The following is a 24,309-nucleotide window of genomic DNA, read 5'->3' as shown; positions in this document are numbered from 1 at the left end:
TGTATAAAAAATATACAACAATTAATTGTTATTCTAGCATAAAACAGCAAATAAGTATAGAAATCAACTAGATTGAAAGAAAAAATCAACGTTTATCATTTTACTATAATCATAATGACTTTTTTATGAGAGAAGTGTTCTATTAATAGGTTCGTTGTGCTATCATTTTTAGTAATGAAAATGTAACAAAAGATTAAAAGGAGATGAGAAAGTGAAACTAATGTGGCATTATACCATGCGTTATAAGAAATTCTTGTTTTTCAATTTTATATGCGTATTCGGTTTTATTTTGATTGAATTAGGACTTCCTACGATTTTAGCGCGTATGATTGATGTAGGAATCCGCAATGGTGATTTTGATTATGTGAAACAGCAAGGGATATTTATGATCGTTATTACCGTAATCGGTATTATTTTGAATATCTTGTTAGGTTATTTTGGTTCGAGGATCACGACCAATATCGTAGCAGATATTCGAGATGACTTGTTCGAAAAGATCCAAAGCTATTCGCATCAGGAGTACGAAAATTTAGGCGTATCTTCCTTGATCACTCGTACAACAAATGATGCTTATCAGATCATGTTGTTCCTGCAAAATATTTTACGTATCGGTTTCATGGCGCCGATGATGTTCGTTGTCAGTTTGTACATGGTCATGCGTACAAGTGTGACACTCAGCTTGTATGTAGTAGGCGCATTGCCTTTGCTATTATTGGCGGTCGTAGCGATTGCTAAGGTGTCTGAGCCGTTATCTAAAAAACAACAAAAAAACTTAGATAAAATCAATAGTATCTTGCGGGAAAACCTTTCAGGATTGCGTGTGATTCGCGCATTCGTCAATGAAAAGTTTGAAGAAAAACGCTTTGCTGTAGTCAATGAGAATTATGCTGCTAGTTCGAAAAGCTTGTTCCGTTTGATGGCTGTTGCACAACCAGGTTTTTATTTCTTATTTAATATCGTGATGGTATTGATCATTTGGAGCGGGGCAGTGCAAATCGATGCTGGCGAACTTCGGGTAGGAGATTTGATTGCATTTATCGAGTATATATTCCATGCCTTATTCTCATTCATGTTATTTGCCAGTGTGTTCATGATGTATCCAAGAGCAGCCGTTTCAGCTGGACGTATCCAAGAGGCACTAGATGCCAAACCTTCGATTGTAGAAGATCCAAATGGTATATCGGATACGAAGACTAAAGGGTATATCGAATTTCAAAATGTAACATTTGCTTATCCAGGCCATTCGCAAGAGCCAGTGATTCGAAATGTCAGTTTTACAGCCTCTCCAGGAGAAACCGTTGCTTTTATTGGAAGTACCGGTAGCGGAAAATCTACGTTGATTCAATTGATTCCTCGCTTTTATGATGTGAGTGAAGGAAAGATCTTGGTCGACGGAGTAGACGTGAGAGATTATCGGTTAAGCAAGTTGCGAGACAAGATTGGGTTTATTCCGCAAAAAGCGCTGCTATTTACTGGAACGATTGCCGATAATTTGCGATACGGGAAAGAAGATGCCACACAAGAAGAAATGGAACGTGCAGCTGAGATTGCTCAAGCTTCAGAATTCATTTCTCGAAAACCAGATGGATTTGACGAACATTTATCAGAAGGTGGTTCCAATTTTTCAGGCGGACAAAAACAACGATTGGCAATAGCCAGAGCCATCATACGCCGTCCGGAAATCTATATTTTTGATGACAGCTTTTCTGCATTAGATTATCAAACGGATGCGAAGTTACGTGCTCGTCTGAAAAAAGAAACAACAGAATCTACTGTATTGATCGTAGCACAACGTGTGGGAACGATCATGCATGCAGATAAGATCATCGTATTAAATGAAGGAGAAGTCGTCGGTATGGGGACACATCGGGAGTTGTTGGAAAAATGCCCGATTTATTATGATATTGCCGCTTCTCAATTATCAAAGGAGGAACTAGCATGAAAAAAACCTTTTCTTCCTTAAAACGTTTAGCTCGATATATCAGACCGTATCGTGGGACTTTTCTTCTAGTGATCCTATTTACAGTTCTGACAGTGGCTTTCAACGTGGCTTTGCCATATGTTACAGGACTTCCTACTACAGAAATCAGTCGTAATATTGCCAATGGCGAATCAATCAATTTTTCTTATATATTCAAATGTCTCATTTGGATCACAGTTGTCGGAATAGGGTATTGTATTTCGCAATTGCTTTCTGGGGTTTTGATGACAAATGTCGTTCAAAGTGCCATGCATGATTTGCGAAGAGACATAGAAGAAAAAATCAATCGTCTTCCGGTTTCTTATTTCGATAAAAACCAGCAAGGAAATATTTTGTCTCGTGTGACGAATGATGTAGATGCAGTCAGCGGTGCTTTACAACAAGCTTTTATTGGTATCGTAAATGCGATATTGGGAATTACGTTGGCTGCAGCAATGATGTTTTATATCCAGCCGATGATGGCGCTGATCTCTATGATCATGATTCCAACATCGATCTGGATCTCCAAACGAGTGATCAATGCTTCGCAGAAATATTTTCAAAGCATGCAGAATTCGCTTGGTGAGCTAAACGGCTACGTTCAAGAAAATATGACAGGTTTCAGTGTATTGAAAGTATACGGACGCGAAAAAGAAACATTGGAAGGATTCAAAAAAGTAAATCACAGCTTGAAATACTTTGGGTTCCGCGCAGCGTTCATTTCTGGGTTGATGATGCCATTAGTCCAACTAACTGCCTATGCTACTTATATTGGTATGGCTGTTCTAGGAAGTTTCTATGTTATTACTGGGGCGATCGTTGTTGGTCAACTTCAGGCGTTCATCCAATATATTTGGCAAATCAGCCAGCCGATGGGGAATGTGACACAACTGTCTTCTGTTTTGCAAAGTGCATCAGCGGCAACAAAACGTGTATTCGAGATTTTAGATGAGCCAGAAGAAAAAGAAAACAAAGTAGATGTTTCACTGCCAGAAACGATTTTAGGAGATGTGACATTCGATCATGTCGATTTTGCGTATGATCCGAAGAAACCATTGATTCAAGATTTGAACTTTGAAGTGAAAGCAGGTCAAACCGTGGCTGTCGTCGGTCCAACCGGTGCCGGCAAGACGACCTTGATCAATCTATTGATGCGTTTTTACGACGTAGACAAAGGAGCTATCAGGATCGACGGGATTGATACCAAATCAATGAGCCGTAGTGATGTCCGTTCCCTGTTTGGTATGGTCTTACAAGATGCATGGCTCTATCAAGGAACGATTGCCGATAATATCCGTTTTGGAAAGCTTGATGCGACAGATTATGAAGTAGTAGATGCTGCAAAAACAGCAAACGTAGACCATTTTATCCGGACAATGCCAGATGGATATGAGATGGCCATCAATGCTGAGGGAGACAATGTGTCTTTAGGACAAAAACAGTTGCTGACGATTGCCCGAGCAGTGGTTTCAGATCCTAAAATTTTGATTTTGGATGAAGCGACAAGTTCAGTAGACACTCGTTTAGAAGCGTTGATTCAAAAAGCGATGGATCGCGTGATGGAGGGGCGGACAAGTTTTGTCATTGCTCACCGTTTATCGACGATACGCGATGCAGATCTGATTCTAGTGATGGACCAAGGTCAGATCATTGAAAAAGGAACACATGAGAGTTTATTGGCACAAGGCGGATTTTATGAAAAACTGTATAACAGCCAATTTGCTGAGGAAGCAGGATAAATCATAGAAGGATAAAACAGTTTGAAACTTATTTTTTGTTCTCCTTTCTTGATAATGGTAAAGTAAGGTTATCAAAAAAAGTGAGGGCACGGAGATGGAACAGTTTTTAAATGAAAAAATCACTGAAGCCAAAAGAGAAATTGATCGTTTAACGCACGTCTGTCAGACAAAACCATTTGATTCAGCTGATTTTTTTGAAAATGAGTTTCAAATCGAACGCTTGGCAGCACAAATCGAAGTGTACGAATTAGTTTTGAAGAAAGTAATAGAAGAAAAGATAGAGGTACAATAAACAGGTAAAACGTCAGTTTACCAGATAGCGCAAATAGGCATCTGGACTGAGCAGGTTTTACCTGTTTTTTCTTATAAAATAAATATATGCTATGATACATTTATTCAATAGGATTAGTTTCTACAAAAAAACGAAAGGAGAAAATAGAGATGGAACGGTTTATAGCATCAAATGCTACAGTGATTGGTGACGTGACATTGTCAGAAGATGTGACGATCTGGTATCAAGCAGTTTTACGCGGGGACAGTAATTGGATAAAAGTAGGACAAAGAACGAATATCCAAGATGGTACAATCGTCCATGTCGATCATGATGCACCTGTAGATATTGCGGAGAATGTGACGGTAGGACATCAGTGCATGCTACACGGCTGTACAATCGAAAAAGGGGCGCTGATCGGGATGGGAACCACGATATTGAATCATGCGGTTATTGGTGAGAATAGTTTGATTGGTGCTGGATCATTAGTAACAGAAGGAAAAGTTATTCCTCCTAATGTCTTGGCTTTTGGTCGTCCAGCTAAAGTGATCCGACCTTTGACAAAAGAAGAAATCCAAAAAAACAAAGAAAACATCCAGCATTATGTCGAAATAGGTCGGATGCATGCGCAAGGAAAATTCAAGGAGCAAAGATAGGCAGTAGCATCCATAAAAATAAAAAAGGATGGCCAGCTCAAACTGACCATCCTTTTTTATTTGGTTTAGATAAGAAGTCTTAAAAACTTCCTTTGAAACAGATTAATTTAATGAAGAACTGTTTTCCATGACTTCATCAATCAATCCATATGCTTTTGCTTGTTCAGCTGTCATATAGTTGTCACGGTCTGTATCTTTTTCAATCACTTCAAGCGGTTGACCAGTGCGTTCAGCTAAAATTTTGTTTAAGCGTTCGCGTGTTTGTAAAATATGACGTGCCGCAATTTCGATTTCAGTTGCTTGACCTTGAGCGCCGCCAAGAGGTTGATGGATCATGATCTCAGCATTTGGTAAAGCAAATCGTTTCCCTTTTGTACCAGCTGTCAGCAAGAAGCTTCCCATTGAAGCAGCCATACCCATAACGATTGTTTGGACATCTGCTTTGACAAAGTTCATTGTGTCGTAGATAGCCATACCTGCTGTAACTGAACCACCAGGAGAATTGATATAAAGATAGATATCTTTTTCAGAATCTTGAGCATCTAAGAAAAGCAATTGGGCGATGATCGAATTAGCAAGATCATCAGTTACTTGGCCGCTTAACATGATGATACGGTCTTTCAATAAACGTGAGTAGATATCGTAAGCTCTTTCGCCTCGTGATGATTGTTCAATGACTGTAGGAATTAAATTCATAATAGAGTTCCTCCTTGGTTTCGTTTAGAAATAGTGTACCATAATTTAGTTTCTAATACCTAAAAAGTAGTATACATTTTTGGTCAAAAAAGGTCAAATAAAAAACTTAGGCAAATTAGTCGCATAAACCTGCTTTATGGTATGATAAGCAGAGAAGCAAAACAAGGAGGAACAACAGATTGATAGTTGGTATTACCGGTCTTATCGGCGTGTTGACGGGTGCTGTAGTTGTCTATATCGGCATGATACTGCAAATGCGTCACTTAGAAAATAAAGAACAGCGTAGACGTGAATTGGAATTGAAAGTCAAAGAAATCGAGACGCTGAACCAATTAAATAAAAAGATCAACGAGATTTTGCAAAAACGGACGACGCTGATGGAAGAATATGTCAGCTTTGATGCATTCGATGATTGTTATATCACGATTGACGATTTTGCATATCTCCAATCATTTTCAGCGCAGAATAGTTTTTATCTGCCAAATTATATTTTAGACGAGCTGTTTAAGAACATCTCCCATCGAAAAGTGATTTTATCTCCAGATGAAACAATGAAGATTGGTGGATATGCTTATAAAGGCGGACGCGTGATTTTAGAGAATTTTACGGATAGTTTGACTGAAATGATCAATGAAAAAAAAGCACAGTTGAAGACTATGACGCGCCAGCCGATTGGTTTCTTCTCGAAAGATGATGTTTGGAGCTGATATTTTGAAGTATTGCCGTTGCACATGAGAGCGTGGCAATGCTTTCTTTTTTTCTTAATGATACAATAGAATTGAACGGAGTGAAGAAAGATGTTACAAATCTATGCTCATCGCGGAAGCAGCGGTACCCACCCAGAAAATACGCTTCCTGCATTTGCAGAAGCTGTACGAGTAGGTGCAGATGGTATCGAACTAGATGTTCATCTAAGCAAAGATGGTTATTTGATCGTTATGCATGATGAAGAAGTGGATCGGACGACTAACGGTAAAGGGCTGATTCGAGAAAAAACATTGGAAGAACTCAAAACATTGAATGCAGGAGGCAAATTCAGCAAAGAATTTCCAGCAGCTAAAGTCCCTGAATTGAAAGAAGTTTTAGGACTGCTTCTCCAAAAAAATTACCGAGGGATGCTGATGATCGAAATTAAAACTGATCAGTATGAATATCCCGGTATCGAAGAAAAATTGGCCGAAACATTAAAAAGCAGAGAGTGGCCTTTTCAACATGCATATTGCAGCTTTCATTTGGCTTCTTTGGAAAAAATCGCGTTATTGGAACCAGAGATACAGCTGGACTTATTGATGAGTACTTCTGATAAAAAGATCCAACTAGCAGCAGAAACCCCTTACATAGAAGGAGTACATCCAAAAAATACTTGGTTGTTCGAACATCCTGTCCAGGCAGCTGATTTTCCAAAAGCAATTCGTGCATGGACGATCAACGATGAAGAAGAAATGGCCAAATGTCAAGAACTCAAAATAGATGGAATAATAACTGATTTTCCGGAGAAAGCTCTTCGGTGGAAACAAACAACGAAAAGTAGGTAAAATATGGAAAAAGTATTAGTGATCGTCGGTCCGACAGCAGTCGGTAAAACAGCGCTAAGTGTGGAACTCGCACAACTATTTGGTGGAGAGATCATCAGCGGTGATTCATTGCAAATCTATAAAAATCTGGATATCGGTACAGCAAAAATCAAAGAAGAAGAGATGAATGATGTTCCGCATCATTTGATTGATGTGATCGAACCTACTCAACATTACTCAGCCGCTGATTTTCAGCATTCAGGTCGACAATTGATTACTGAGATTGCGAACCGAGATCATCTACCTATCATAGCTGGTGGCACGGGTCTGTATATCCAATCCCTTCTATACGATTACCAGTTAGGGGCGACGGAAGAAGCGAATCCTGAGATTAGAAAAAAGTATGAAACGTTAGCCGAGACAATTGGTTCCCAAGCGTTATGGAATCAGTTGAAAGAAAAAGACCCGGCAGCTGCTGAGAAAATCCACTGGAACAATCAACGCAAAGTGATAAGAGCTCTGGAAGTTTTGGAGACGACAGGGCATAGTATCACGGCACCTAAAGAAGAGCCAAAGCGATTATATGATTACCTCATGATTGGGTTAGATACGAAGCGTGATGTCCTGTATGATCGAATCAATCACAGAGTCGATTTGATGCTAGCAGAAGGCTTGGTAGCAGAAGCACGTAAGGTATATGAGCTTGGAGAAGTCCAAGCCAGTCAAGGAATTGGATATAAAGAATTTTTCCCATATTTTGAAGGGAAAGAAACATTGGAAGAAGCAACAGAACAAGTCAAACTACATTCGAGAAGATACGCGAAACGTCAGTTAACGTGGTTTCGTAACCGTTTGGATGCACAGTGGTTTGATCTTATAAGTGAGCCAAATCAAAAAAGTCAGATTGAGCAAACAATCAAAAAATGGCTGGAGGCGGAATAAAATGGAAGAAAAAGTGATCATCGTAGGGGTAGAAACCGAAGCAAACCAGCGTTACTTTTCAGAGTCAATGGAAGAGCTAGTTCAGCTGACGAACACCGCATCAGGAGAAGTCGTATTCACAATTACACAGAAAAGACCACAAGTAGATCGGCAAACGATTATCGGTAAAGGGAAATTACAAGAATTAGTTCAACAAGCAGATGCGCATGAAGCGGATTTGATCATCTTTAATCATGAACTGACTCCGAGACAGAGTCAACTGATTACGGATGCTGTTGGCCTTCCGGTGATTGATCGAGTACAGCTGATCCTAGATATTTTTGCGATGCGTGCTCGTTCGAAAGAAGGAAAGCTGCAAGTTGAGCTTGCTCAGTTAGAATACCTTCTGCCTCGTTTAGTGGGGCAAGGGAAAACATTGTCTCGTCTTGGTGGTGGGATTGGAACAAGAGGACCAGGTGAAACAAAGTTAGAAACAGACCGCCGACATATACGGAATAAAATTTTTGCTGTTAAGAAAGAATTGAAAGAAGTAGAAGCCCATCGAGAGCGCAACCGTCAAAAAAGAAAAAACAGTGAGGTTTTTCAGATTGGTCTTATAGGCTACACGAATGCTGGGAAATCAACCATCTTGAATTTATTGACACAAGCGGATACTTATTCAAAAGACCAGTTGTTTGCAACGTTAGATCCATTGACTAAAAGATGGCGTTTTGCTGAAGGATTTGAGATTACAGTAACAGATACCGTCGGGTTCATCCAAGATCTGCCTACGCAACTGATCGATGCTTTCCATTCTACACTAGAAGAAAGTCAGAATATGGATCTTTTGTTGCATGTAGTCGATGCCAGTTCTCCAGATCGCATTTTACAGGAGCAGACTGTACTAAAATTGATGGATGAATTGAATATGAAAGAAATGCCGATACTGACTGTTTACAATAAGGCAGACCAGATTGATCCAGCGATGTTTACGCCCACATTATTCCCTAATGTATTGATTTCTGCTCAAACGAAAGAAGGGAAGACGGCATTGATCGAAGCAATCAAGCGTCAACTGATGGAACTGATGACACCTTATACACTGTCTGTGCCAAGCAATGAAGGACAGAAATTAAGTGAGTTGAGAAGACAAACGATGGTTTTGGACGAAGCCTACATGGAAGAATCAAACGAGTATGAAGTGAGAGGATTTGCAAAAAATGATTCAAAATGGCTGAGAAAAAGCAAATAAAATTTTGTTTTTTTACAATAAAAATCACTGGGAAAGAACAGCATAGTACAATAAAAGTAAAAGGTATCTGGTACGAAAATCAACTAGATACCTTTTTTTGCGTTCATGTTTTTTTGTTATTTTATAAAAAAATAGAGGTCTCATGTTAGAAAACCTAACATATGCAGTTGACAATATTTTTTTTAATTGGTACACTTTAGCCAACTTATAAAACGAAAGGGGACGTCTGATGGGAGAAAAGGAATTGCGCCGATCTATGTCCGTATTTCCAATTGGTACAGTTATGAAGCTGACTGATTTATCTGCTCGGCAAATTCGCTACTATGAAGAACAAGATTTAGTTCATCCGGAACGAAGTGAAGGAAATCGCCGCATGTATTCGTTGAATGATATCGATATGCTGCTTGAGATCAAAGATTATCTTTCAGACGGGTTAAACATGGCTGGGATCAAACGTGTATACGAAATGGCACAGGCGAAAAAACAAGAAGCAAAAAGCAAGAAGCCGTTGACAGATCATGACGTTCGACAAATTTTTCGTGATGAGATTTTGGCGCAAGGTGGGTTAAGCAAAACAGGTCATTATCAGTCGCAAGGATTGCAAAGACAATTCTTTGACTGAATAAATTAAAAAAGGAAGAGGGATACCATGGTAAAGAAACAGATAACAGGTGAAGAGATCAAACGAATCATTGAGGAAGAAAACGTACGATTTTTACGATTGATGTTCACAGACATCTTAGGTACGATTAAAAATGTAGAAGTTCCAGTGAGCCAGATCGATAAAGTGTTAGAAAACAAAATGATGTTTGATGGTTCTTCGATTGAAGGATTTGTTCGAATTGAAGAAAGCGATATGTATTTGTATCCAGATCTCTCTACTTGGATGATCTTCCCATGGGAAAGTGCTCATGGAAAAGTTGCTCGTTTAATTTGTGATATCTATAATCCGGATGGAACACCATTTGCCGGCGATCCTCGCGGGAATTTGAAGCGAGCATTGAAAGACATGCGCGACCTTGGTTTTACCTCTTTCAATTTAGGACCTGAACCAGAATTCTTCTTATTTAAATTAGACGAAGACGGTGGGATTACAACGACCTTGAATGATAAAGGTGGTTATTTTGATTTTGCACCAACAGATTTAGGTGAAAATTGCCGCCGTGACATCGTGTTGGAATTAGAAAGCTTAGGCTTTGAAGTGGAAGCTTCACATCATGAAGTAGCGCCAGGACAGCATGAAATTGACTTTAAATATGCAGATGTGGTAGATGCTTGTGATAATATCCAAACCTTCAAGCTCGTTGTCAAAACGATTGCACGCAAGCACGGACTTCACGCAACTTTCATGCCGAAACCGTTATTTGGAATCAATGGTTCTGGTATGCATTGCAATATGTCTTTGTTCAATGATGAAGGTAATGTCTTCTATGATAAAGACGGTGAATTGGAACTAAGTGAAACAGCGTATCATTTCTTAGGCGGTTTGCTGAAACATGCTCGTGCCTATACAGCCGTTTGCAATCCAACAGTCAATTCGTATAAACGTCTCGTTCCAGGTTATGAAGCGCCTGTTTATGTCGCGTGGAGCGGTCGTAATCGTTCGCCATTAGTACGTGTACCAGAATCTCGCGGATTGTCCACACGTTTGGAATTGCGTTCAGTTGATCCATCTGCAAACCCATACTTGGCAATGGCAGTGTTGTTGCAAGCAGGACTAGACGGTATCCGTAATCAGATCACACCGCCAGCCGCTGTTGACCGTAACATTTATGTCATGGATGAGGAAGAAAGAGAAGCTGCACATATCCAAGACTTACCTTCAACTATCCATAATGCTATCAAGGAATTACGTAAGGATAATGTAATGATTGATGCATTAGGACAACATATCTTCTCAAATTTTGTTGAAGCAAAACGTCTCGAATGGGCGTCATTCAGACAAACTGTTTCCGAGTGGGAAAGAGAACAATATCTAGAACTTTATTAAAACAGGAATAACGTGAATTAGAGGTTGTGAAATCAGCGTTTTGACCTGAGTATTAGAGAAACAAACGGCAAAATAGTTCCTCATATTTTGCCGTTTTTTGAGCTAATACCGAGGGTCAGCTGATTGAACACCGTTTATTTAGAAATAAGGGGGGCACGACGTTTGTCGCCCTCCTTATTTTTTTATCTATTGTTTCACTTAAAATTTTTCAGTAAAGATTTCCTGACTTGCTTAAGTTTAACGTTAGCCATGTTTATCTCAAGCCTATTATGTGGGTTAAATTTTTTTGCACTCATAAAGGACTTAAGAAATAATTTCTCAAAGGATACCGAAAAAGAAAAATTGTAAGCGGATAGTCTTCATTTGAGTACTTGACTTTCCCTCAGTCAGCTTGTATTATACACCTTGGGCACCCTTTTAAAGGGTCAGAAGTTTACAGAAATTTCGGCTCCCTATTCTTATTGAAGAATAGGGAGCTTTGTTTATTTTCTGAGACTTTTCCTGCACATAAATTAAAAAGGAGTTTTTGAACTTATGACAAAATATATTTTTGTGACCGGCGGTGTCGTTTCATCAATCGGAAAAGGGATTGTTGCAGCTTCTTTAGGACGCTTATTGAAAAACCGCGGCTTAAAAGTAACTATCCAAAAATTTGATCCATACATCAATGTGGATCCAGGGACGATGAGCCCATATCAGCACGGAGAAGTATTCGTAACAGATGATGGTGCTGAAACAGATTTGGATCTGGGCCACTACGAACGTTTTATTGACATCAATTTGAACAAATACTCCAACGTGACGACAGGAAAAATCTATTCTGAAGTTTTGCGTAAAGAACGTAAGGGCGAATACTTGGGAGCAACAGTTCAAGTTATTCCTCATATTACAAATGAGATCAAAGAAAAAATCATGCGGGCAGCTAAAATGACTGATTCAGATGTGATCATTACAGAAGTAGGAGGAACGGTAGGAGATATAGAATCTTTGCCATTCCTTGAAGCACTTCGTCAAATGAAAGCAGATGTCGGTACAGATAATGTTATGTATATCCATACAACATTGATTCCTTACTTGAAAGCTGCTGGAGAAATGAAAACTAAACCAACGCAGCACAGTGTAAAAGAGCTACGCGGTTTAGGTATCCAACCGAATATTTTGGTGGTACGTACAGAGCAACCTGTTTCTCAAAGCGTGAAAAACAAATTGGCACAATTTTGTGATGTCGAGCCAGAAGCAGTCATCGAGTCGCCAGATGTAGATACACTTTACTCCATCCCGTTAGTTTTACAAGTACAAGGAATGGATCAAATCGTTTGCGACCATTTGAAACTAGATACACCAGAAGCAGACATGACAGAATGGAAAGAATTAGAAGAACGTGTCTTGAACTTGAAGAAAAAAGTACGGATCGCACTTGTCGGTAAATACGTCGAGTTACCAGATGCGTATATCTCAGTAGTTGAAGCATTGAAACATTCTGGTTTCGCCTATAACTCAGACATCGAGATCGATTGGATCAAAGCACAAGAATTGACGAGAGAAAATGTAGAAGAACGTTTGAAAGATGCAGATGGAATCTTAGTTCCTGGCGGTTTCGGCGATCGCGGAGTAGAAGGGAAAATCGAAGCGATTCGTTATGCTCGCGAAAATGACGTTCCGTTTTTAGGGATTTGTCTTGGTATGCAGATGGCTTGTGTCGAATTTGCACGTAACGTCGTTGGGTTGGAAGATGCGGCATCAGCTGAAACGAATCCAGATACAGCAAACAACATTATTGATTTAATGGCTGACCAAGAAAACATCGAGAATTTGGGTGGAACTTTACGCCTTGGATTATACCCATGTAAAATCAAAAAAGGAACGAAGACGGCTAAAGCATATGATGGAGCTGATGTTGTGCAAGAACGTCACCGTCACCGCTATGAGTTCAACAACAAATATCGTCAAATGTTTGAAGAACAAGGGTTAGTCTTTTCAGGTGTCTCACCAGATAACCGTTTAGTAGAAATCGTAGAACTGCCAGAGAAGAAATTCTTTGTGGGATGCCAATTCCACCCAGAATTGATTTCTCGTCCAAATCGTCCGCAAAAATTAATCAAAGCATTTGTCGGAGCATCATTAGCAGATCATGAAACAAAATAATTTTTTAGCTTGATAGAAAGAGAAAAGCAGCGAGAGAAGGGGATAAGCAATTTTCTTGTCACTTTTCTCTTTTTCTGATTTGTTATTATTTATAGGAAAAAAGATAGGAAGTAAAAGACTTTTTTTGAGTAAAGAGCGATTAAGCATTTTATTTTTTGCAAAAAACTTCTTGAAAATTTTCATTTTCATTGATTTTAGTAGAAAACTACCGAAATGTTTGGTAAAATAGGGTCGTTGGTTAAGAATTGTCTTAACAAATTTAGTTTTACAAAACTTAGGAGGAATTTTATTATGCCAGTAGTATCAGGAGCTGAATTTTTAAAAGCTGCTCGTAAAGGCGGTTACGCTGTCGGCGGGTTCAACACAAACAACTTGGAATGGACTCAAGCAATTCTTGAAGCGGCTGAAGCAAAACAAGCACCAGTACTTATCCAAACATCAATGGGTGCAGCTAAATACATGGGTGGTTACAAAATCTGTAAAGATTTGATCACTGATTTAGTTGAAGCAATGAACATCACTGTTCCAGTTGCTATCCACTTAGACCATGGTGACTACGAAGCTGCTTTGGAATGTATCGAACTAGGCTACACTTCAGTAATGTTCGATGGTTCACATCTACCATTCGAAGAAAACTTGAAATTAGCTAAAGACGTTGTTGAAAAAGCACACGCAAAAGGTATCTCAGTTGAATGTGAAGTTGGTTCAATCGGCGGAGAAGAAGACGGAATCATCGGTAACGGCGAATTAGCTGACATCGAAGAATGCAAACAAATGGTTGCTACAGGTATCGACTACTTAGCTTGCGGTATCGGTAACATCCACGGTCAATATCCAGAAAACTGGAAAGGATTAGCATTTGACCACTTACAAGCAATTGCTGATGCTGTAGGTCCAGACATGCCTTTAGTATTACATGGCGGATCAGGTATTCCTCAAGATCAAATCGAAAAAGCTATCTCAATGGGTATCTCAAAAGTAAATGTTAACACTGAATTCCAATTATCATTTGCTGCAGCTACTCGTAAATATATCGAAGCTGGTAAAGACAAAGAAGGTAAAGGATTCGACCCTCGTAAATTATTAGCTCCAGGTAAAGCAGCAATCGTTGAAGATGCGAAAGCTCATATCGACTGGTTTGGTTCAGCTAACAAAGCGTAAGCATCCACATAACAGATACGATGTATAGGAATGGAGAACGACTTTTGAAGTCGTTCTCCATTCTTTTTTACTTAAAACGGCAGACCATGCTCGTTTCTTTTTTTTATCTATGATAAAATACAAGCATATCCATGAAAAAAGATTAATAAACAAGGTGGAAACAGATGAAAAAAATCGTAATCAAAGGAAACCAACCTTTAGCTGGTGAAGTAACGATCAGCGGTGCAAAAAATAGTGCAGTCGCATTGATTCCGGCTGCAATCTTAGCTGATTCCCCAGTGATTTTGGAAGGTGTGCCGGACATACAAGATGTTCATTCATTAATTGAAATATTAGAGATCATGGGCGCAACGGTCCATTTTTCCAACAACATATTAGAAATTGACCCGCGGGAAATCGTATCGGTTCCGATGCCGCACGGAAAAATCAATAGTTTGCGTGCGTCTTATTATTTTATGGGAACACTGCTTGGTAAATTTGGCGAAGCGGTAGTAGGCCTGCCTGGAGGCTGTTATTTAGGTCCTAGACCGATTGATTTACACGTCAAAGGATTTGAAGCTCTAGGTGCTGAAGTGACAAATGAACATGGTGCCATGTATTTACGGACAAAAAATGAAGGGTTGCATGGCAATCGGATTTTTATGGACGTGGTTTCAGTCGGAGCTACAATCAATGTGATGTTAGCTGCTGTAAAAGCAAAGGGACAGACAGTAATTGAAAACGCTGCACGAGAACCGGAAATCATCGACGTGGCAACTTTACTGAATAATATGGGGGCAAAAGTTCGAGGAGCGGGTACAGATGTGATCCGTATCGAAGGAGTCGAAGCATTACATGGCTGTCGTCATTTCATGATTCCTGACCGTATCGAAGCAGGAACCTATCTGGCATTAGCAGCTGCAGCAGGAAAAGGTATCAAAGTGAAAAATGTGATTTTTGAACATTTGGAAAGTTTTATAGCAAAATTGCAGGAAATTGGCGTCCATATGAAAATCAGCGAAGATGAAATCGAAGTTTACCCCTCAAAAGAATTAAAAGCTGTAAATATCATGACCTATCCTTATCCAGGATTTGCCACAGATCTGCAGCAACCACTCACTGCGTTGCTATTGATGACCGCAGGCACTTCAGAAATCATCGATACGATCTATGCGAAACGGGTGAATCACGTGCCTGAATTAGCTCGAATGGGCGCTGATATTACCGTGGAAGGAAATATGATCATCGTGAATGGTCCAAATAAACTTCACGGGACAGAAGTCGTGGCTTCCGATCTTCGGGCAGGTGCTTGTTTAGTGATTGCCGGACTATTAGCAGAAGGAACAACGACGATTTATAACGTAGATTATATCTTACGCGGTTATGATCATATTATCGAGAAACTAACAGCCTTAGGGGCATCAATCGAAATGATAGAGGAAGTGGGAGCTGAATGAGCGATTATTTGACAATGGCAGAACTAGAGAACAAAACGTTAAAAGAAGTTTATAGTTATGCCAAAGAATTTAAAATTCCTTATTACAGTAAGATGAACAAAAAGGAATTATCTCTAGCTGTGATTCGTGCACAAGCTGAGAAACAAGGATTTTATTATATGGAAGGGATATTAGATATCGTTGGTCAAGATGGTTACGGTTTTTTACGGCCAATTAACTATGGACCAAGTGCAGAAGATATCTATATTTCTGCCTCACAAATCAGACGATTCAGTTTGAGAAATGGGGACAAAGTGGCAGGAAAAGCCCGTCCACCTAAAGAATCGGAACGTTATTATGGTTTGATGCACGTGGAAAGCGTTAATGGAAAAGATCCGGAAGAAGCAAAAGAACGTCCGCATTTTCCAGCCTTAACACCTCTTTATCCGCAAAGACAGCTTCAACTGGAAACAACACCGCAAAGACTATCTACCCGAATGATCGATATCTTCTCTCCAATCGGTTTTGGTCAGCGTGGATTGATCGTCGCACCACCAAAAGCAGGGAAAACTTCTGTATTAAAAGAAATCGCAAATGGTATCACCGAAAACTATCCGGAAGTAGAATTGATCGTTCTACTGATTGATGAACGTCCGGAAGAAGTAACGGATTTAGAACGAAGCGTGAAAGGCGACGTGGTATCTTCTACATTTGATCTGCAGCCGCAAAACCATACTCGAGTTTCTGAATTAGTATTGGAACGCGCCATGCGTTTGGTCGAAGATAAACGAGATGTCGTTATCTTGATGGATAGTATTACTAGACTTGCTCGGGCCTATAACTTAGTCGTTCCACCAAGCGGACGTACATTGAGTGGCGGGATTGACCCAGCCGCATTGTATAAACCTAAGAAGTTTTTCGGGGCGGCAAGAAACATCGAAGAAGGTGGCAGTTTGACGATTTTAGCGACCGCTTTAGTCGATACAGGAAGCCGCATGGATGACGTGATCTATGAAGAATTCAAAGGAACTGGAAATCTAGAATTACAACTTTCACGCGAGTTATCCGAACGTCGGATCTTCCCAGCCATCGATATCAAAAAATCAGGTACCCGAAAAGAAGAATTATTGATGCCAAGTGAAGAACTAGAAGAAATTTGGAAACTTCGAAAAAATATGACTGGAGATTCATTAGAATATACGGAACAACTGATCCGCTTTTTGCGTAAAACAAAAAACAATCAGCAATTTTTCAAAGAATTTCAAGATGTCTCCTTTGGTAAAAAAAATCCGACCAGAAATCTGAAAAGATAATTGCAACCTTGACTGAAACATGTTAAGATGTTAATGTTGTAAATCGACAAATCAACTCTGGTTCAGCAAATGGAGCAGGGCAAAGGAGCGAAAAAATCATGAAAGAAAACATCCATCCAGATTACCACCCAGTAGTATTCATGGATTCAACAACTGGTTTCAAATTCTTGTCAGGTTCAACAAAAACTTCACAAGAAACAGTTGAATGGGAAGACGGTAATACATACCCAGTCATCCGTGTCGAAGTAACTTCTGACTCACATCCATTCTACACTGGACGTCAAAAATTCACACAAGCAGACGGACGTGTGGACCGTTTCAACAAAAAATACGGTCTCAAAGACGCAAACGCTGCGGAATAATAAAAACGCTGATAACTCAACGTTTAGCAGACTATCCGATAGGGATAGTCTGTTTTTTTCGTTTTTGACCATAATGAATAGATGGATATCGTTACTCAAAAATGGGTGGGATACAGTAAATTTTTTCGAATTTTATTAAATCAAATTTAAATTCATTGATTAAACTATCCATCTCTAATAATTCTAGTCCTTGTAAAATTTTCATTATTCGTTTTCGTCCTTTGATGCTATCTCCTTCTATATGACAGATTAATGCCTTATAAAATTGAATGGATATCTGAGTATCTTTTGCAAACAATAATCTATGATGAGTAGCTTCAAATTTTTGTAAGTATTGTTTAGAAAAGTGAATATTTTTGCGTTCTAACATTAAAAGGAAAGCATTATTATAAAGACTGGATAATATCGGATGAAATATTTCAAAATCGTTGTATTTTTCAATTTTGCGTTCGATTTCTGTAAGCCTTTGGGAAATATAGTTTGTATCAAAAAGAAACAGTAATGAGCTAAAACTGATCATTTCAAATCTTCCCCACTCATTTACTTTTTCTAAATAATTGGCAAAGTGATCCAGGTGTTCTTTATCATTTTTATTCAGCTTACGTTTTTCTATGGGCAGAGTATACCAATCAAAAGTTTTTATGATTAAATAGTTGCGAATATCAACAATGTCTCGTGTAGTATTTGCTTTTTTTCGAATGATTTCTAAAGTATACTTCCGTGATCCTCTATTCTCTCTAGTAGCTTTAATAAAATCTTTTATCTTTTTATTTTTCTTTCGTATGCTATCAAGTTCTAGATATAAGACAAATTCATCCATGGTTATATTCAATTTATCAAGAAATTCCAATAAAATAACAAAAGGTATGCTATTTTTTCCAGTTTCATATCTAGATAATGTATTTCTTGTTGTTATATTGTGAGCTAAATTTTTTTGAGAGATACCTCTTTCTACACGCAACTTCTTAAGCAATTCCCCGCTATCCATATCACCGCTCCGTTCTTTTATAATTGTTATGCGCAAATTAATCACAAAATGATAATAATACGTATTTTTAATCATAATAACATAGTAGATAAAATAAAAACACGGGAGGTGTGTATTTAATATTGAAAATCGGAGATAGGTTGTTACTTGGATGGTGGATAGATTGTCGATCGATTATTTATCCCAGTTCTAAATGTTTCTGCAAGCAAAGTAGTTAATTCTAAGACAACAAATGAAAAAATGATTTCAGATTTTACGGATGAAAAATTAGATATATTCACGAAGTTGTTTGATATTACGGAAACTACAAAGTTAGTAAGTACAATAGTAACTAATGATATGAAGTCAAGATTTCAAATGAATTACGCAATAGAAATATGATTATTCATGTACCAAAAAGCTCGTTGGATTTAACAAACGCAAAAGTTCTACAAGTTACAGAAAATTCAAAGGATTTATATACGATCACGGTGCCCATAGTAGATGATGATTATAATTTATTTAGTAATTTGACGGTTACTTACAGTCAGAATGGAGAAAATGAAGGATATCAAGAAACTATTATTAGTCGAGGGTTGAACAATAAAATTCAAATTGAATCTTATGTAAACGGTAAATTGATGAAATCTGATTTACTTAATGAAGAGTTTTTATCTAACGAGCAAATTAAGAAGGACATGCAAAATGTATAAAAGCAAGGAGTTTTGTTACCTCAGAGTAGAGGTGTTGCTGCTAAAATTGCTTGTATTGTTGTTGTTCTTGGTATTAGTAAATACGTTGCGACTATCATTGCAGGAGCTTGTGTTGCTCCGTGCCCAGCTATACAAGTTATTTGTGCTGCTTGTATTGGAGGTTTTGCAGCTTTAGGCACTGGGACGATGAGTTTCGTAGTGGCTTGTTTTAAACTTTGATTGAATTGATGAGATGTGAAAAAGTCGATTAAAACTAGCAGAATAATTATATAGTTTCTATGTCTCTTTGTAGTAGCATTCTCGTTGATTTTTTTTCAAACAGGCAGATTTGGTATGAATAATATTCTACCTGTGATAAAGACAGAAATGTTAAAATCAAAGCTTGAAGGTTCTGATACTTTCTTATTATATGTAGGTAGACCGACTTGTATTCAATGCCAAGAAATCGAACCTACCCTTCGGAACATATTAAAAAGTGTAGAAATAAAAGCCAGCTACTATAGAACTGATATAGCTCGAAACGAAGATGAAAAGAGCTTAGAGGAAGTAGCTGAAAAGCTTGATTTAACTGTAGTACCCTCATTATTAATCATTCCTAAAGGTGTTTTAGTTGATAGATTAGATGGTGTTTACACTGAAAAAGCTATTTCTGAATTTTTAGAAAATAATAAAACTATTTTTGAGGAGGATGCATAGTTGTTTATCCCTATATATAGCATGATACTTCTAGGCTTATTTTTAGTATTTTGTCTTTACGCTCTGAAAATACTTCAAAAAAATAATGATGATACGCGACGACAAATAGCACAATTAAGAAAAGATATTGAGTTGATCTTGGAAAAAATTAGGGAAAATAATTAAAATGGTGGATTTACGTTACTTAGATAATTATTCTAAGCGAGTGTTTTTGTTAGCGGTTTCGTTTGTCTCTGGATGCTTTATCAGTCCTAGCGAATTAAAATTAAGTAATTTCAATTTTCGTACATTGACAAATGAGTGCGAGAACAAATTTATTTTTAGCTTATTTACGGATAGTCAAACTATTGATAGGTTATCCAAAGCATATGGACAAAAGTATCTAAACTTGGATTTTCTTGAAAATCAAGGGAAAACTTCATGGTGTGCAGCATACGCTACTACAAATAGCATTAGGGGTGTTAGGAGTGAAGTATAAAAAAATTTCTTCTCTTATTCTAGTAACAATATTATTATGTACGGCTTGTTCTTCTCCCGCTAGTCAACCGAAGAAAAAAGAACTAGAATTATCAAAGGAAGAATGGGAGCAGCTAACTTTTTTTTGTGGAGAATGGGTATATACGGGAGATGAATCAATGTGGACAATCAACGTTGATAAACATTCAATAGACATTTCGTATGATAAACACCAGTTTAATGGTGCTTTCACAGGCATAAAAGTAAATGATGGGTTGACGATATATTGTGAAGATAATCAATGGGCCTACACATTGGATAAGAGAGATGATGAGCGGATATTCGTTATACGCAGTAAGCTAGATTCTGGAACGACTTCAAATGCGATGGGAATAGAGTTAATAAAAAAGTAAAGAAATTAGAATAATTATAAGTGAGAGCAAATTTAAGAGTTTGCTATAAGACAAGAACTTTATAGTTTTTGTCTCACGCTCTAAACACGTATGAACGGCGGAAGTAGAATCAACTCCTTCGGAAATAAGCTGAAATTCACAAAAATTTGAAAAGTAATTTTCGTGAATTTCAGCTTATTTCTTGGAGTTAAACGCTTCTGCTTCCAGTCTCTTTTTGTGTAGTACCTTGTAGGAATGAGGTGTTACCAATCTACCTATCGAAAGGTATAATGATCACTTTGCTTTTTTTTACAGTAGAAAGGTATTTTATTACATAGAGCTTAAACGCTGTTTTAAATATGATAAAATGAAGAAAATTTTATATAGAAGATAAATGAAAAAGGAGAAAAAGATGTTTAAAATTGCTATTTGTAATGATGCGGAAGAAATAAATTCGCAAATTGAAGCATTTATTCATGCATATAGTCTCGATTCGTATAAAGTAGATGTCTTTTCTGATTCTTATTCACTGATTCAATCACTAAAAAATAATGATCATATGTTATATTTTCTTAACATTGAGAAAGATAATCAAGGAATAGAGGTAGCCAAAACGGTGAGGAAATATAATCTCAATGCTTTTATTGTGTTTCTCGCAAATCATAAGAAATATATGAGTGAAATATTTGAGATACGTACGTTTGATTATGTGTTGAAACCTGTTACTAAAGAACGGATTTTTAGAATTATGGATGATATTTCCCGTCTGCTCAATCTAAACAAAAAGCAATTTGTTTTTTCAGTTAATAATATGAATAATTATATTTCTTTTGGAGAAATTATATATTTTGAAAAGCATAAAAGACAAACAATGCTTCACCATGTATCTGGTATGAGTAAAGTTTTTTATATGAATACGGATCAGATATTAGAACAATTAGATGCCTGTTTTACACAAATACATACTTCTTTCATTATCAATATAAATTTTGTTAGACAAGCAAGTAGAACGAAAGTTATCTTAAATAATCATCGAGGAATAGAATTACCAATCAGTAGAAAATATAGAGAGAATGTATCCAATAAATTCATTCATTTACAAAAATGATTTGATGTAAAAAATTATTGCGAGGGGAGCTAAATAATGGCAGAAAAGGATAAGTCATTATTTCAAAGTATCATTGTTAGAAACAAGCATAAGTATTTTTTATTATGTATTTTGTTAGTTATACAATCAATTTTAATGGTCCCTTTTTCGTATATATCGAAATATATTATAGATGATGTATTAATTTCATCTGAGTTTAAAAACTTGAAATATGTAGTGATAATTTTTGTTGGGCTGCTTGTCTTACAAAGTGTCATTTCCAGGATAATGGTGTACGTGAATTCCAATTTCTTTCAGGAAACTCTAATGTATTTAAGAAAAAAAATATTTAGATATGCGATAATCAATCTTGAAATAACACAAAACAAGTTCTCAAATATTCAAACAGTTATTTTTTCAGATTTAGAAAATTTAATAGGTAATTATAGCTTGATAACAGTTTCTATATTTTCAAATACTACGTTGGTTATTGGGTACGTAACTTTATTACTTTACACTAATTTAACTCTCTCAATTATCACTTTCCTACTTATACCCATTCAAATTTGGTGGATTAGCAAGTCTTCTAGTAAAATAAAAAAATAACAAACAGATTGTCAAAATAAAAAACAAGAACTTCAGTTAAATTTGAATAAAAGTTTAAATAACGTGACTACAATACACATTTTTAACTACTTTAAACAAGCAAAAAGTATGTTTCATGTTAAAGCAGATGAAGTGAAAAAAACAAATATTAATATGGCGCTTTTTCAGAATTACATACAAATTATCAATCAAGTAGTGATGCTATTTATACAATTTATACCTTTGTTCGTAGGTGCTTTTTATGTTCGCAGTAATAATTTGTCAGTTGGTGAACTGGTGGCTTTCAATACAGTATCAGTACAATTACTGTCACCGTTAGCTAATTTAGTAAATCTAATAAGCAGTGTTCAGGTCACCAAAGTTTATGAGAAAAGAATAGCAGATAATTTAAGAAAAAAGCTAATTAAAGCGGAGAATCAAAAAAAGCAAAAAGTTTTATTGCCGGAAAATACTTTCCTAGTTATAGAAAACTTCTGCATATGTGTAAACAACCAACCAATGCTAAAAGTAGATAAATTGTATATCAAAAAAGGAGAGATAATTTTATTAAAAGGAAAAAATGGGACTGGTAAAAGTTTATTTTTGAAGAGTATTGCACAAATATATGGTGGTTTTTCTGGAGAAATTTATTTAAACAATAAATCTATAAGTTATATGGAATACATTGAGTTTACTCGGAGTTTGATTTATGTATCTAAAAATGAAGGGTTTGTTCTTGAGAGCCTTAAAGAAGAATTAAACTTAAATCTTAATGACAACATAGCGAATCAAGTTATTGAAATACTTAACCTTGATCGTATTATACAAAAACTTAAAAATGGTTTAGAAGAAAGTTGCTTAGATCTAGAGTTATATTTAAGTACCGGAGAAATCCAAAGGTTAAGGATAGCTCGTGCTTTGATGCGTGAGCCGAAAGTTTTGATTTTAGATGAAGTATTAACAAACATTGATGAAGAGTCAAGTCAAAAGATTATTTATCAAATAAGTGACGTGTTTGATATGACGATAATATGCGTCGAACATCACATAAAAGAGAGTACTTTTGACAAGGTGTTTATCATTAACGAGAAAAAATTAATAGAAAAATCATACAAAAGAATAGGGGGCGAAAACAATGAAAAAAGTAATTAGCTTTATGCAATATAGGAAAAAAATAGGAAAAATTTCGTTGATTCATATTGTGTACCCAGTTTTTAATCAAAATAGTAGACGAATGTCTACTGTACCAATTGCAAGAGGGATAATTGCAATTGGACCGATTTCAATTGGAATAGTTTCTTTCGGAATTATGGGATTGGGCTTTTTCACCTTTGGATTATCTAGTTCAGGGATTTTAAGTGCAGGGATTGTTCCATTAGGAATCATTGCTGTGGGAACTATTCCTATCGGCTACTTAGCGTTAGGGAATATCGCAATTGGGTTTCAATCTTTCGGAAATATTGTGTTTGGAAAATGGGCGTTAGGAAATATTGCATACGGAGAAAATACCATAAGCTTAGGGAAGCATCCTCAATTTTCTCAAGTAAAAGAGGGTATATTAGAGATGGATGGAATAGTAAATAATAAGATAAATATGTTTAGTGCAATTGATGGCATCATTGAGTCCTATGAATGGTTTTGGGTGATAATTACTATAAGTTTTTTAGTTGCATGTTTAATGTGCATAGGTAATATATTTTCACTAAAGACTAGAGTAGGGGGACGAAAATGAAATTATCAAAATATACTATTATGTTTACAGAAAACGAAAATGGGAAAACAATACTATTTAATACGCTTACAGGAGCAGTGTTCAAGCTAAATGAGGAATACAAAAAAATAATTGAGGAAAAAAATTTAGAAAATCTAACAGATGATGAAACACTATTGCTAGAAAAAGAAGGCATTATAGTAGGAGAAGGAGAGTCGCAATTGGAGCGATTCAACTATGAACATAATCTTTATAAATACGATAGTTCTATATTGTCAATTACGTGACTAACGACATGGGGCTGTAA

The 24,309-nt window shown here is 36.9% G+C and carries 25 protein-coding genes and 1 pseudogene; 23 read left to right on the top strand and 3 right to left on the bottom strand.

Annotated elements, in window-relative coordinates:
- The first annotated feature begins 211 nt into the window (after positions 1–211).
- The 4 genes from efrA to IGK53_RS09665 all read left to right on the top strand — a co-directional run bounded on the left by efrA (position 212) and on the right by IGK53_RS09665 (position 4,626).
- Positions 212–1,942, top strand: coding sequence for a multidrug efflux ABC transporter subunit EfrA (efrA, locus tag IGK53_RS09680; protein ID WP_002328986.1), 1,731 nt, complete (start codon positions 212–214; stop codon positions 1,940–1,942).
- On the top strand, positions 1,939–3,699 hold the full coding sequence (gene efrB / locus IGK53_RS09675; RefSeq protein WP_002335505.1) for a multidrug efflux ABC transporter subunit EfrB: 1,761 nt from the start codon (positions 1,939–1,941) through the stop codon (positions 3,697–3,699). Before efrA ends, efrB begins: the two co-directional genes overlap by 4 nt.
- Before the next feature lie 94 nt (positions 3,700–3,793).
- Positions 3,794–3,991 (top strand): hypothetical protein, encoded by a 198-nt coding sequence (locus tag IGK53_RS09670; protein WP_002315450.1) that lies wholly within the window; start codon positions 3,794–3,796, stop codon positions 3,989–3,991.
- A 149-nt stretch (positions 3,992–4,140) separates the two neighbouring features.
- Positions 4,141–4,626, top strand: coding sequence for a gamma carbonic anhydrase family protein (locus tag IGK53_RS09665; protein ID WP_002310223.1), 486 nt, complete (start codon positions 4,141–4,143; stop codon positions 4,624–4,626).
- Between the two features lie 102 nt (positions 4,627–4,728).
- Here the strand turns inward: IGK53_RS09665 and clpP are convergent, their stop codons facing one another.
- Entirely contained in the window at positions 4,729–5,322 is a 594-nt protein-coding gene (gene clpP, locus IGK53_RS09660; protein WP_002289402.1) for an ATP-dependent Clp endopeptidase proteolytic subunit ClpP, read from the bottom strand.
- 179 nt (positions 5,323–5,501) lie between these two features.
- Between clpP and IGK53_RS09655 the strand changes: the two genes are divergently transcribed.
- The 7 genes from IGK53_RS09655 to IGK53_RS09625 all read left to right on the top strand — a co-directional run bounded on the left by IGK53_RS09655 (position 5,502) and on the right by IGK53_RS09625 (position 13,144).
- Complete coding sequence (locus IGK53_RS09655) at positions 5,502–6,029, top strand: hypothetical protein (RefSeq protein WP_002289403.1); 528 nt, start codon at positions 5,502–5,504, stop codon at positions 6,027–6,029.
- A gap of 90 nt (positions 6,030–6,119) precedes the next feature.
- Positions 6,120–6,857: a glycerophosphodiester phosphodiesterase gene (locus tag IGK53_RS09650; RefSeq protein ID WP_016628886.1), complete on the top strand. Its 738-nt coding sequence runs from the start codon at positions 6,120–6,122 to the stop codon at positions 6,855–6,857.
- 3 nt (positions 6,858–6,860) lie between these two features.
- A complete protein-coding gene (gene miaA, locus IGK53_RS09645) occupies positions 6,861–7,778 on the top strand; it encodes a tRNA (adenosine(37)-N6)-dimethylallyltransferase MiaA (RefSeq protein ID WP_002335507.1) in 918 nt (305 codons plus the stop codon).
- 1 nt (position 7,779) lies between these two features.
- The gene (gene hflX, locus IGK53_RS09640; protein ID WP_016628885.1) at positions 7,780–9,009 is read left to right on the top strand and encodes a GTPase HflX; all 1,230 of its coding nucleotides are present in this window, start codon (positions 7,780–7,782) and stop codon (positions 9,007–9,009) included.
- 229 nt (positions 9,010–9,238) lie between these two features.
- Positions 9,239–9,631, top strand: a complete 393-nt coding sequence (locus tag IGK53_RS09635) for a MerR family transcriptional regulator (RefSeq protein WP_002290339.1) — start codon at positions 9,239–9,241, stop codon at positions 9,629–9,631.
- A 27-nt stretch (positions 9,632–9,658) separates the two neighbouring features.
- Entirely contained in the window at positions 9,659–10,999 is a 1,341-nt protein-coding gene (glnA, locus tag IGK53_RS09630; RefSeq protein WP_016628883.1) for a type I glutamate--ammonia ligase, read from the top strand.
- A 534-nt stretch (positions 11,000–11,533) separates the two neighbouring features.
- Positions 11,534–13,144 carry a CTP synthase gene (locus IGK53_RS09625; RefSeq protein ID WP_073357712.1) on the top strand — a complete coding sequence of 537 codons (1,611 nt, stop codon included), beginning with the start codon at positions 11,534–11,536 and terminating at the stop codon, positions 13,142–13,144.
- On the opposite strand, the gene IGK53_RS09620 is transcribed toward IGK53_RS09625, so the two are convergent.
- Complete coding sequence (locus tag IGK53_RS09620; protein WP_016628881.1) at positions 13,121–13,333, bottom strand: hypothetical protein; 213 nt, start codon at positions 13,331–13,333, stop codon at positions 13,121–13,123. The genes IGK53_RS09625 and IGK53_RS09620 overlap by 24 nt on opposite strands.
- 102 nt (positions 13,334–13,435) lie before the next feature.
- On the opposite strand from IGK53_RS09620, the gene IGK53_RS09615 reads away from it, so the two are divergent.
- The 4 genes from IGK53_RS09615 (at position 13,436) to IGK53_RS09600 (ending at position 17,395) form a co-directional block, all read left to right on the top strand.
- Positions 13,436–14,305, top strand: coding sequence for a class II fructose-bisphosphate aldolase (locus IGK53_RS09615; RefSeq protein WP_002290335.1), 870 nt, complete (start codon positions 13,436–13,438; stop codon positions 14,303–14,305).
- Positions 14,306–14,469: 164 nt separating this feature from the next.
- Positions 14,470–15,741 (top strand): UDP-N-acetylglucosamine 1-carboxyvinyltransferase, encoded by a 1,272-nt coding sequence (locus IGK53_RS09610; RefSeq protein ID WP_002341220.1) that lies wholly within the window; start codon positions 14,470–14,472, stop codon positions 15,739–15,741.
- Positions 15,738–17,033, top strand: coding sequence for a transcription termination factor Rho (rho, locus tag IGK53_RS09605; protein ID WP_002290332.1), 1,296 nt, complete (start codon positions 15,738–15,740; stop codon positions 17,031–17,033). Before IGK53_RS09610 ends, rho begins: the two co-directional genes overlap by 4 nt.
- Before the next feature lie 98 nt (positions 17,034–17,131).
- On the top strand, positions 17,132–17,395 hold the full coding sequence (locus tag IGK53_RS09600; protein WP_002290330.1) for a type B 50S ribosomal protein L31: 264 nt from the start codon (positions 17,132–17,134) through the stop codon (positions 17,393–17,395).
- A 91-nt stretch (positions 17,396–17,486) separates the two neighbouring features.
- Here IGK53_RS09600 and IGK53_RS09595 read toward each other — a convergent pair whose 3' ends face one another.
- The gene (locus IGK53_RS09595) at positions 17,487–18,383 is read right to left on the bottom strand and encodes a helix-turn-helix domain-containing protein (protein WP_002310228.1); all 897 of its coding nucleotides are present in this window, start codon (positions 18,381–18,383) and stop codon (positions 17,487–17,489) included.
- A gap of 377 nt (positions 18,384–18,760) precedes the next feature.
- On the opposite strand from IGK53_RS09595, the gene IGK53_RS09590 reads away from it, so the two are divergent.
- From IGK53_RS09590 to IGK53_RS09555, 8 genes and pseudogenes are all read left to right on the top strand, one after another.
- Positions 18,761–19,075: a hypothetical protein gene (locus IGK53_RS09590; RefSeq protein WP_002328993.1), complete on the top strand. Its 315-nt coding sequence runs from the start codon at positions 18,761–18,763 to the stop codon at positions 19,073–19,075.
- Positions 19,076–19,408: 333 nt separating this feature from the next.
- Positions 19,409–19,771, top strand: a complete 363-nt coding sequence (locus IGK53_RS09585; protein ID WP_016628879.1) for a thioredoxin family protein — start codon at positions 19,409–19,411, stop codon at positions 19,769–19,771.
- A 467-nt stretch (positions 19,772–20,238) separates the two neighbouring features.
- Entirely contained in the window at positions 20,239–20,640 is a 402-nt protein-coding gene (locus IGK53_RS09580; protein ID WP_223261106.1) for a hypothetical protein, read from the top strand.
- A gap of 391 nt (positions 20,641–21,031) precedes the next feature.
- Positions 21,032–21,727 (top strand): LytR/AlgR family response regulator transcription factor, encoded by a 696-nt coding sequence (locus IGK53_RS09575; RefSeq protein WP_002335514.1) that lies wholly within the window; start codon positions 21,032–21,034, stop codon positions 21,725–21,727.
- A 36-nt stretch (positions 21,728–21,763) separates the two neighbouring features.
- Positions 21,764–22,618 (top strand): annotated as a pseudogene (locus IGK53_RS09570) (ABC transporter transmembrane domain-containing protein); the annotation flags it as partial.
- A 192-nt stretch (positions 22,619–22,810) separates the two neighbouring features.
- Positions 22,811–23,443 (top strand): ATP-binding cassette domain-containing protein, encoded by a 633-nt coding sequence (locus IGK53_RS09565; RefSeq protein ID WP_223261098.1) that lies wholly within the window; start codon positions 22,811–22,813, stop codon positions 23,441–23,443.
- A complete protein-coding gene (locus IGK53_RS09560; protein ID WP_016628874.1) occupies positions 23,427–24,023 on the top strand; it encodes a hypothetical protein in 597 nt (198 codons plus the stop codon). Before IGK53_RS09565 ends, IGK53_RS09560 begins: the two co-directional genes overlap by 17 nt.
- Positions 24,020–24,289, top strand: coding sequence for a hypothetical protein (locus IGK53_RS09555; RefSeq protein WP_016628873.1), 270 nt, complete (start codon positions 24,020–24,022; stop codon positions 24,287–24,289). The genes IGK53_RS09560 and IGK53_RS09555 overlap by 4 nt, the downstream gene beginning before the upstream one ends.
- The last annotated feature ends 20 nt before the right edge of the window (positions 24,290–24,309 follow it).

This window comes from Enterococcus sp. DIV1224, assembly GCF_050555455.1.
In the GTDB taxonomy this organism is placed as follows: Bacteria; Bacillota; Bacilli; order Lactobacillales; family Enterococcaceae; genus Enterococcus_B; species Enterococcus_B lactis.
Note: the sequence above shows the minus strand (reverse complement) of the source record. Positions and strands in the feature narration are given on the sequence as shown.

Coding starts and splice junctions, on each gene's coding strand:
- clpP (WP_002289402.1), bottom strand. CDS start 5,322: ATGAATTTAATTCCTACAGTCATTGAACAATCATCACGAGGCGAAAGA.
- IGK53_RS09555 (WP_016628873.1), top strand. CDS start 24,020: ATGAAATTATCAAAATATACTATTATGTTTACAGAAAACGAAAATGGG.
- miaA (WP_002335507.1), top strand. CDS start 6,861: ATGGAAAAAGTATTAGTGATCGTCGGTCCGACAGCAGTCGGTAAAACA.
- glnA (WP_016628883.1), top strand. CDS start 9,659: ATGGTAAAGAAACAGATAACAGGTGAAGAGATCAAACGAATCATTGAG.
- IGK53_RS09585 (WP_016628879.1), top strand. CDS start 19,409: ATGAATAATATTCTACCTGTGATAAAGACAGAAATGTTAAAATCAAAG.
- IGK53_RS09635 (WP_002290339.1), top strand. CDS start 9,239: ATGGGAGAAAAGGAATTGCGCCGATCTATGTCCGTATTTCCAATTGGT.
- IGK53_RS09610 (WP_002341220.1), top strand. CDS start 14,470: ATGAAAAAAATCGTAATCAAAGGAAACCAACCTTTAGCTGGTGAAGTA.
- IGK53_RS09600 (WP_002290330.1), top strand. CDS start 17,132: ATGAAAGAAAACATCCATCCAGATTACCACCCAGTAGTATTCATGGAT.
- IGK53_RS09560 (WP_016628874.1), top strand. CDS start 23,427: ATGAAAAAAGTAATTAGCTTTATGCAATATAGGAAAAAAATAGGAAAA.
- efrB (WP_002335505.1), top strand. CDS start 1,939: ATGAAAAAAACCTTTTCTTCCTTAAAACGTTTAGCTCGATATATCAGA.
- IGK53_RS09620 (WP_016628881.1), bottom strand. CDS start 13,333: ATGAAAATGAAAATTTTCAAGAAGTTTTTTGCAAAAAATAAAATGCTT.
- hflX (WP_016628885.1), top strand. CDS start 7,780: ATGGAAGAAAAAGTGATCATCGTAGGGGTAGAAACCGAAGCAAACCAG.
- IGK53_RS09595 (WP_002310228.1), bottom strand. CDS start 18,383: ATGGATAGCGGGGAATTGCTTAAGAAGTTGCGTGTAGAAAGAGGTATC.
- IGK53_RS09565 (WP_223261098.1), top strand. CDS start 22,811: ATGCTAAAAGTAGATAAATTGTATATCAAAAAAGGAGAGATAATTTTA.
- IGK53_RS09625 (WP_073357712.1), top strand. CDS start 11,534: ATGACAAAATATATTTTTGTGACCGGCGGTGTCGTTTCATCAATCGGA.
- IGK53_RS09615 (WP_002290335.1), top strand. CDS start 13,436: ATGCCAGTAGTATCAGGAGCTGAATTTTTAAAAGCTGCTCGTAAAGGC.
- IGK53_RS09590 (WP_002328993.1), top strand. CDS start 18,761: ATGATTATTCATGTACCAAAAAGCTCGTTGGATTTAACAAACGCAAAA.
- IGK53_RS09650 (WP_016628886.1), top strand. CDS start 6,120: ATGTTACAAATCTATGCTCATCGCGGAAGCAGCGGTACCCACCCAGAA.
- IGK53_RS09670 (WP_002315450.1), top strand. CDS start 3,794: ATGGAACAGTTTTTAAATGAAAAAATCACTGAAGCCAAAAGAGAAATT.
- IGK53_RS09575 (WP_002335514.1), top strand. CDS start 21,032: ATGTTTAAAATTGCTATTTGTAATGATGCGGAAGAAATAAATTCGCAA.
- IGK53_RS09665 (WP_002310223.1), top strand. CDS start 4,141: ATGGAACGGTTTATAGCATCAAATGCTACAGTGATTGGTGACGTGACA.
- rho (WP_002290332.1), top strand. CDS start 15,738: ATGAGCGATTATTTGACAATGGCAGAACTAGAGAACAAAACGTTAAAA.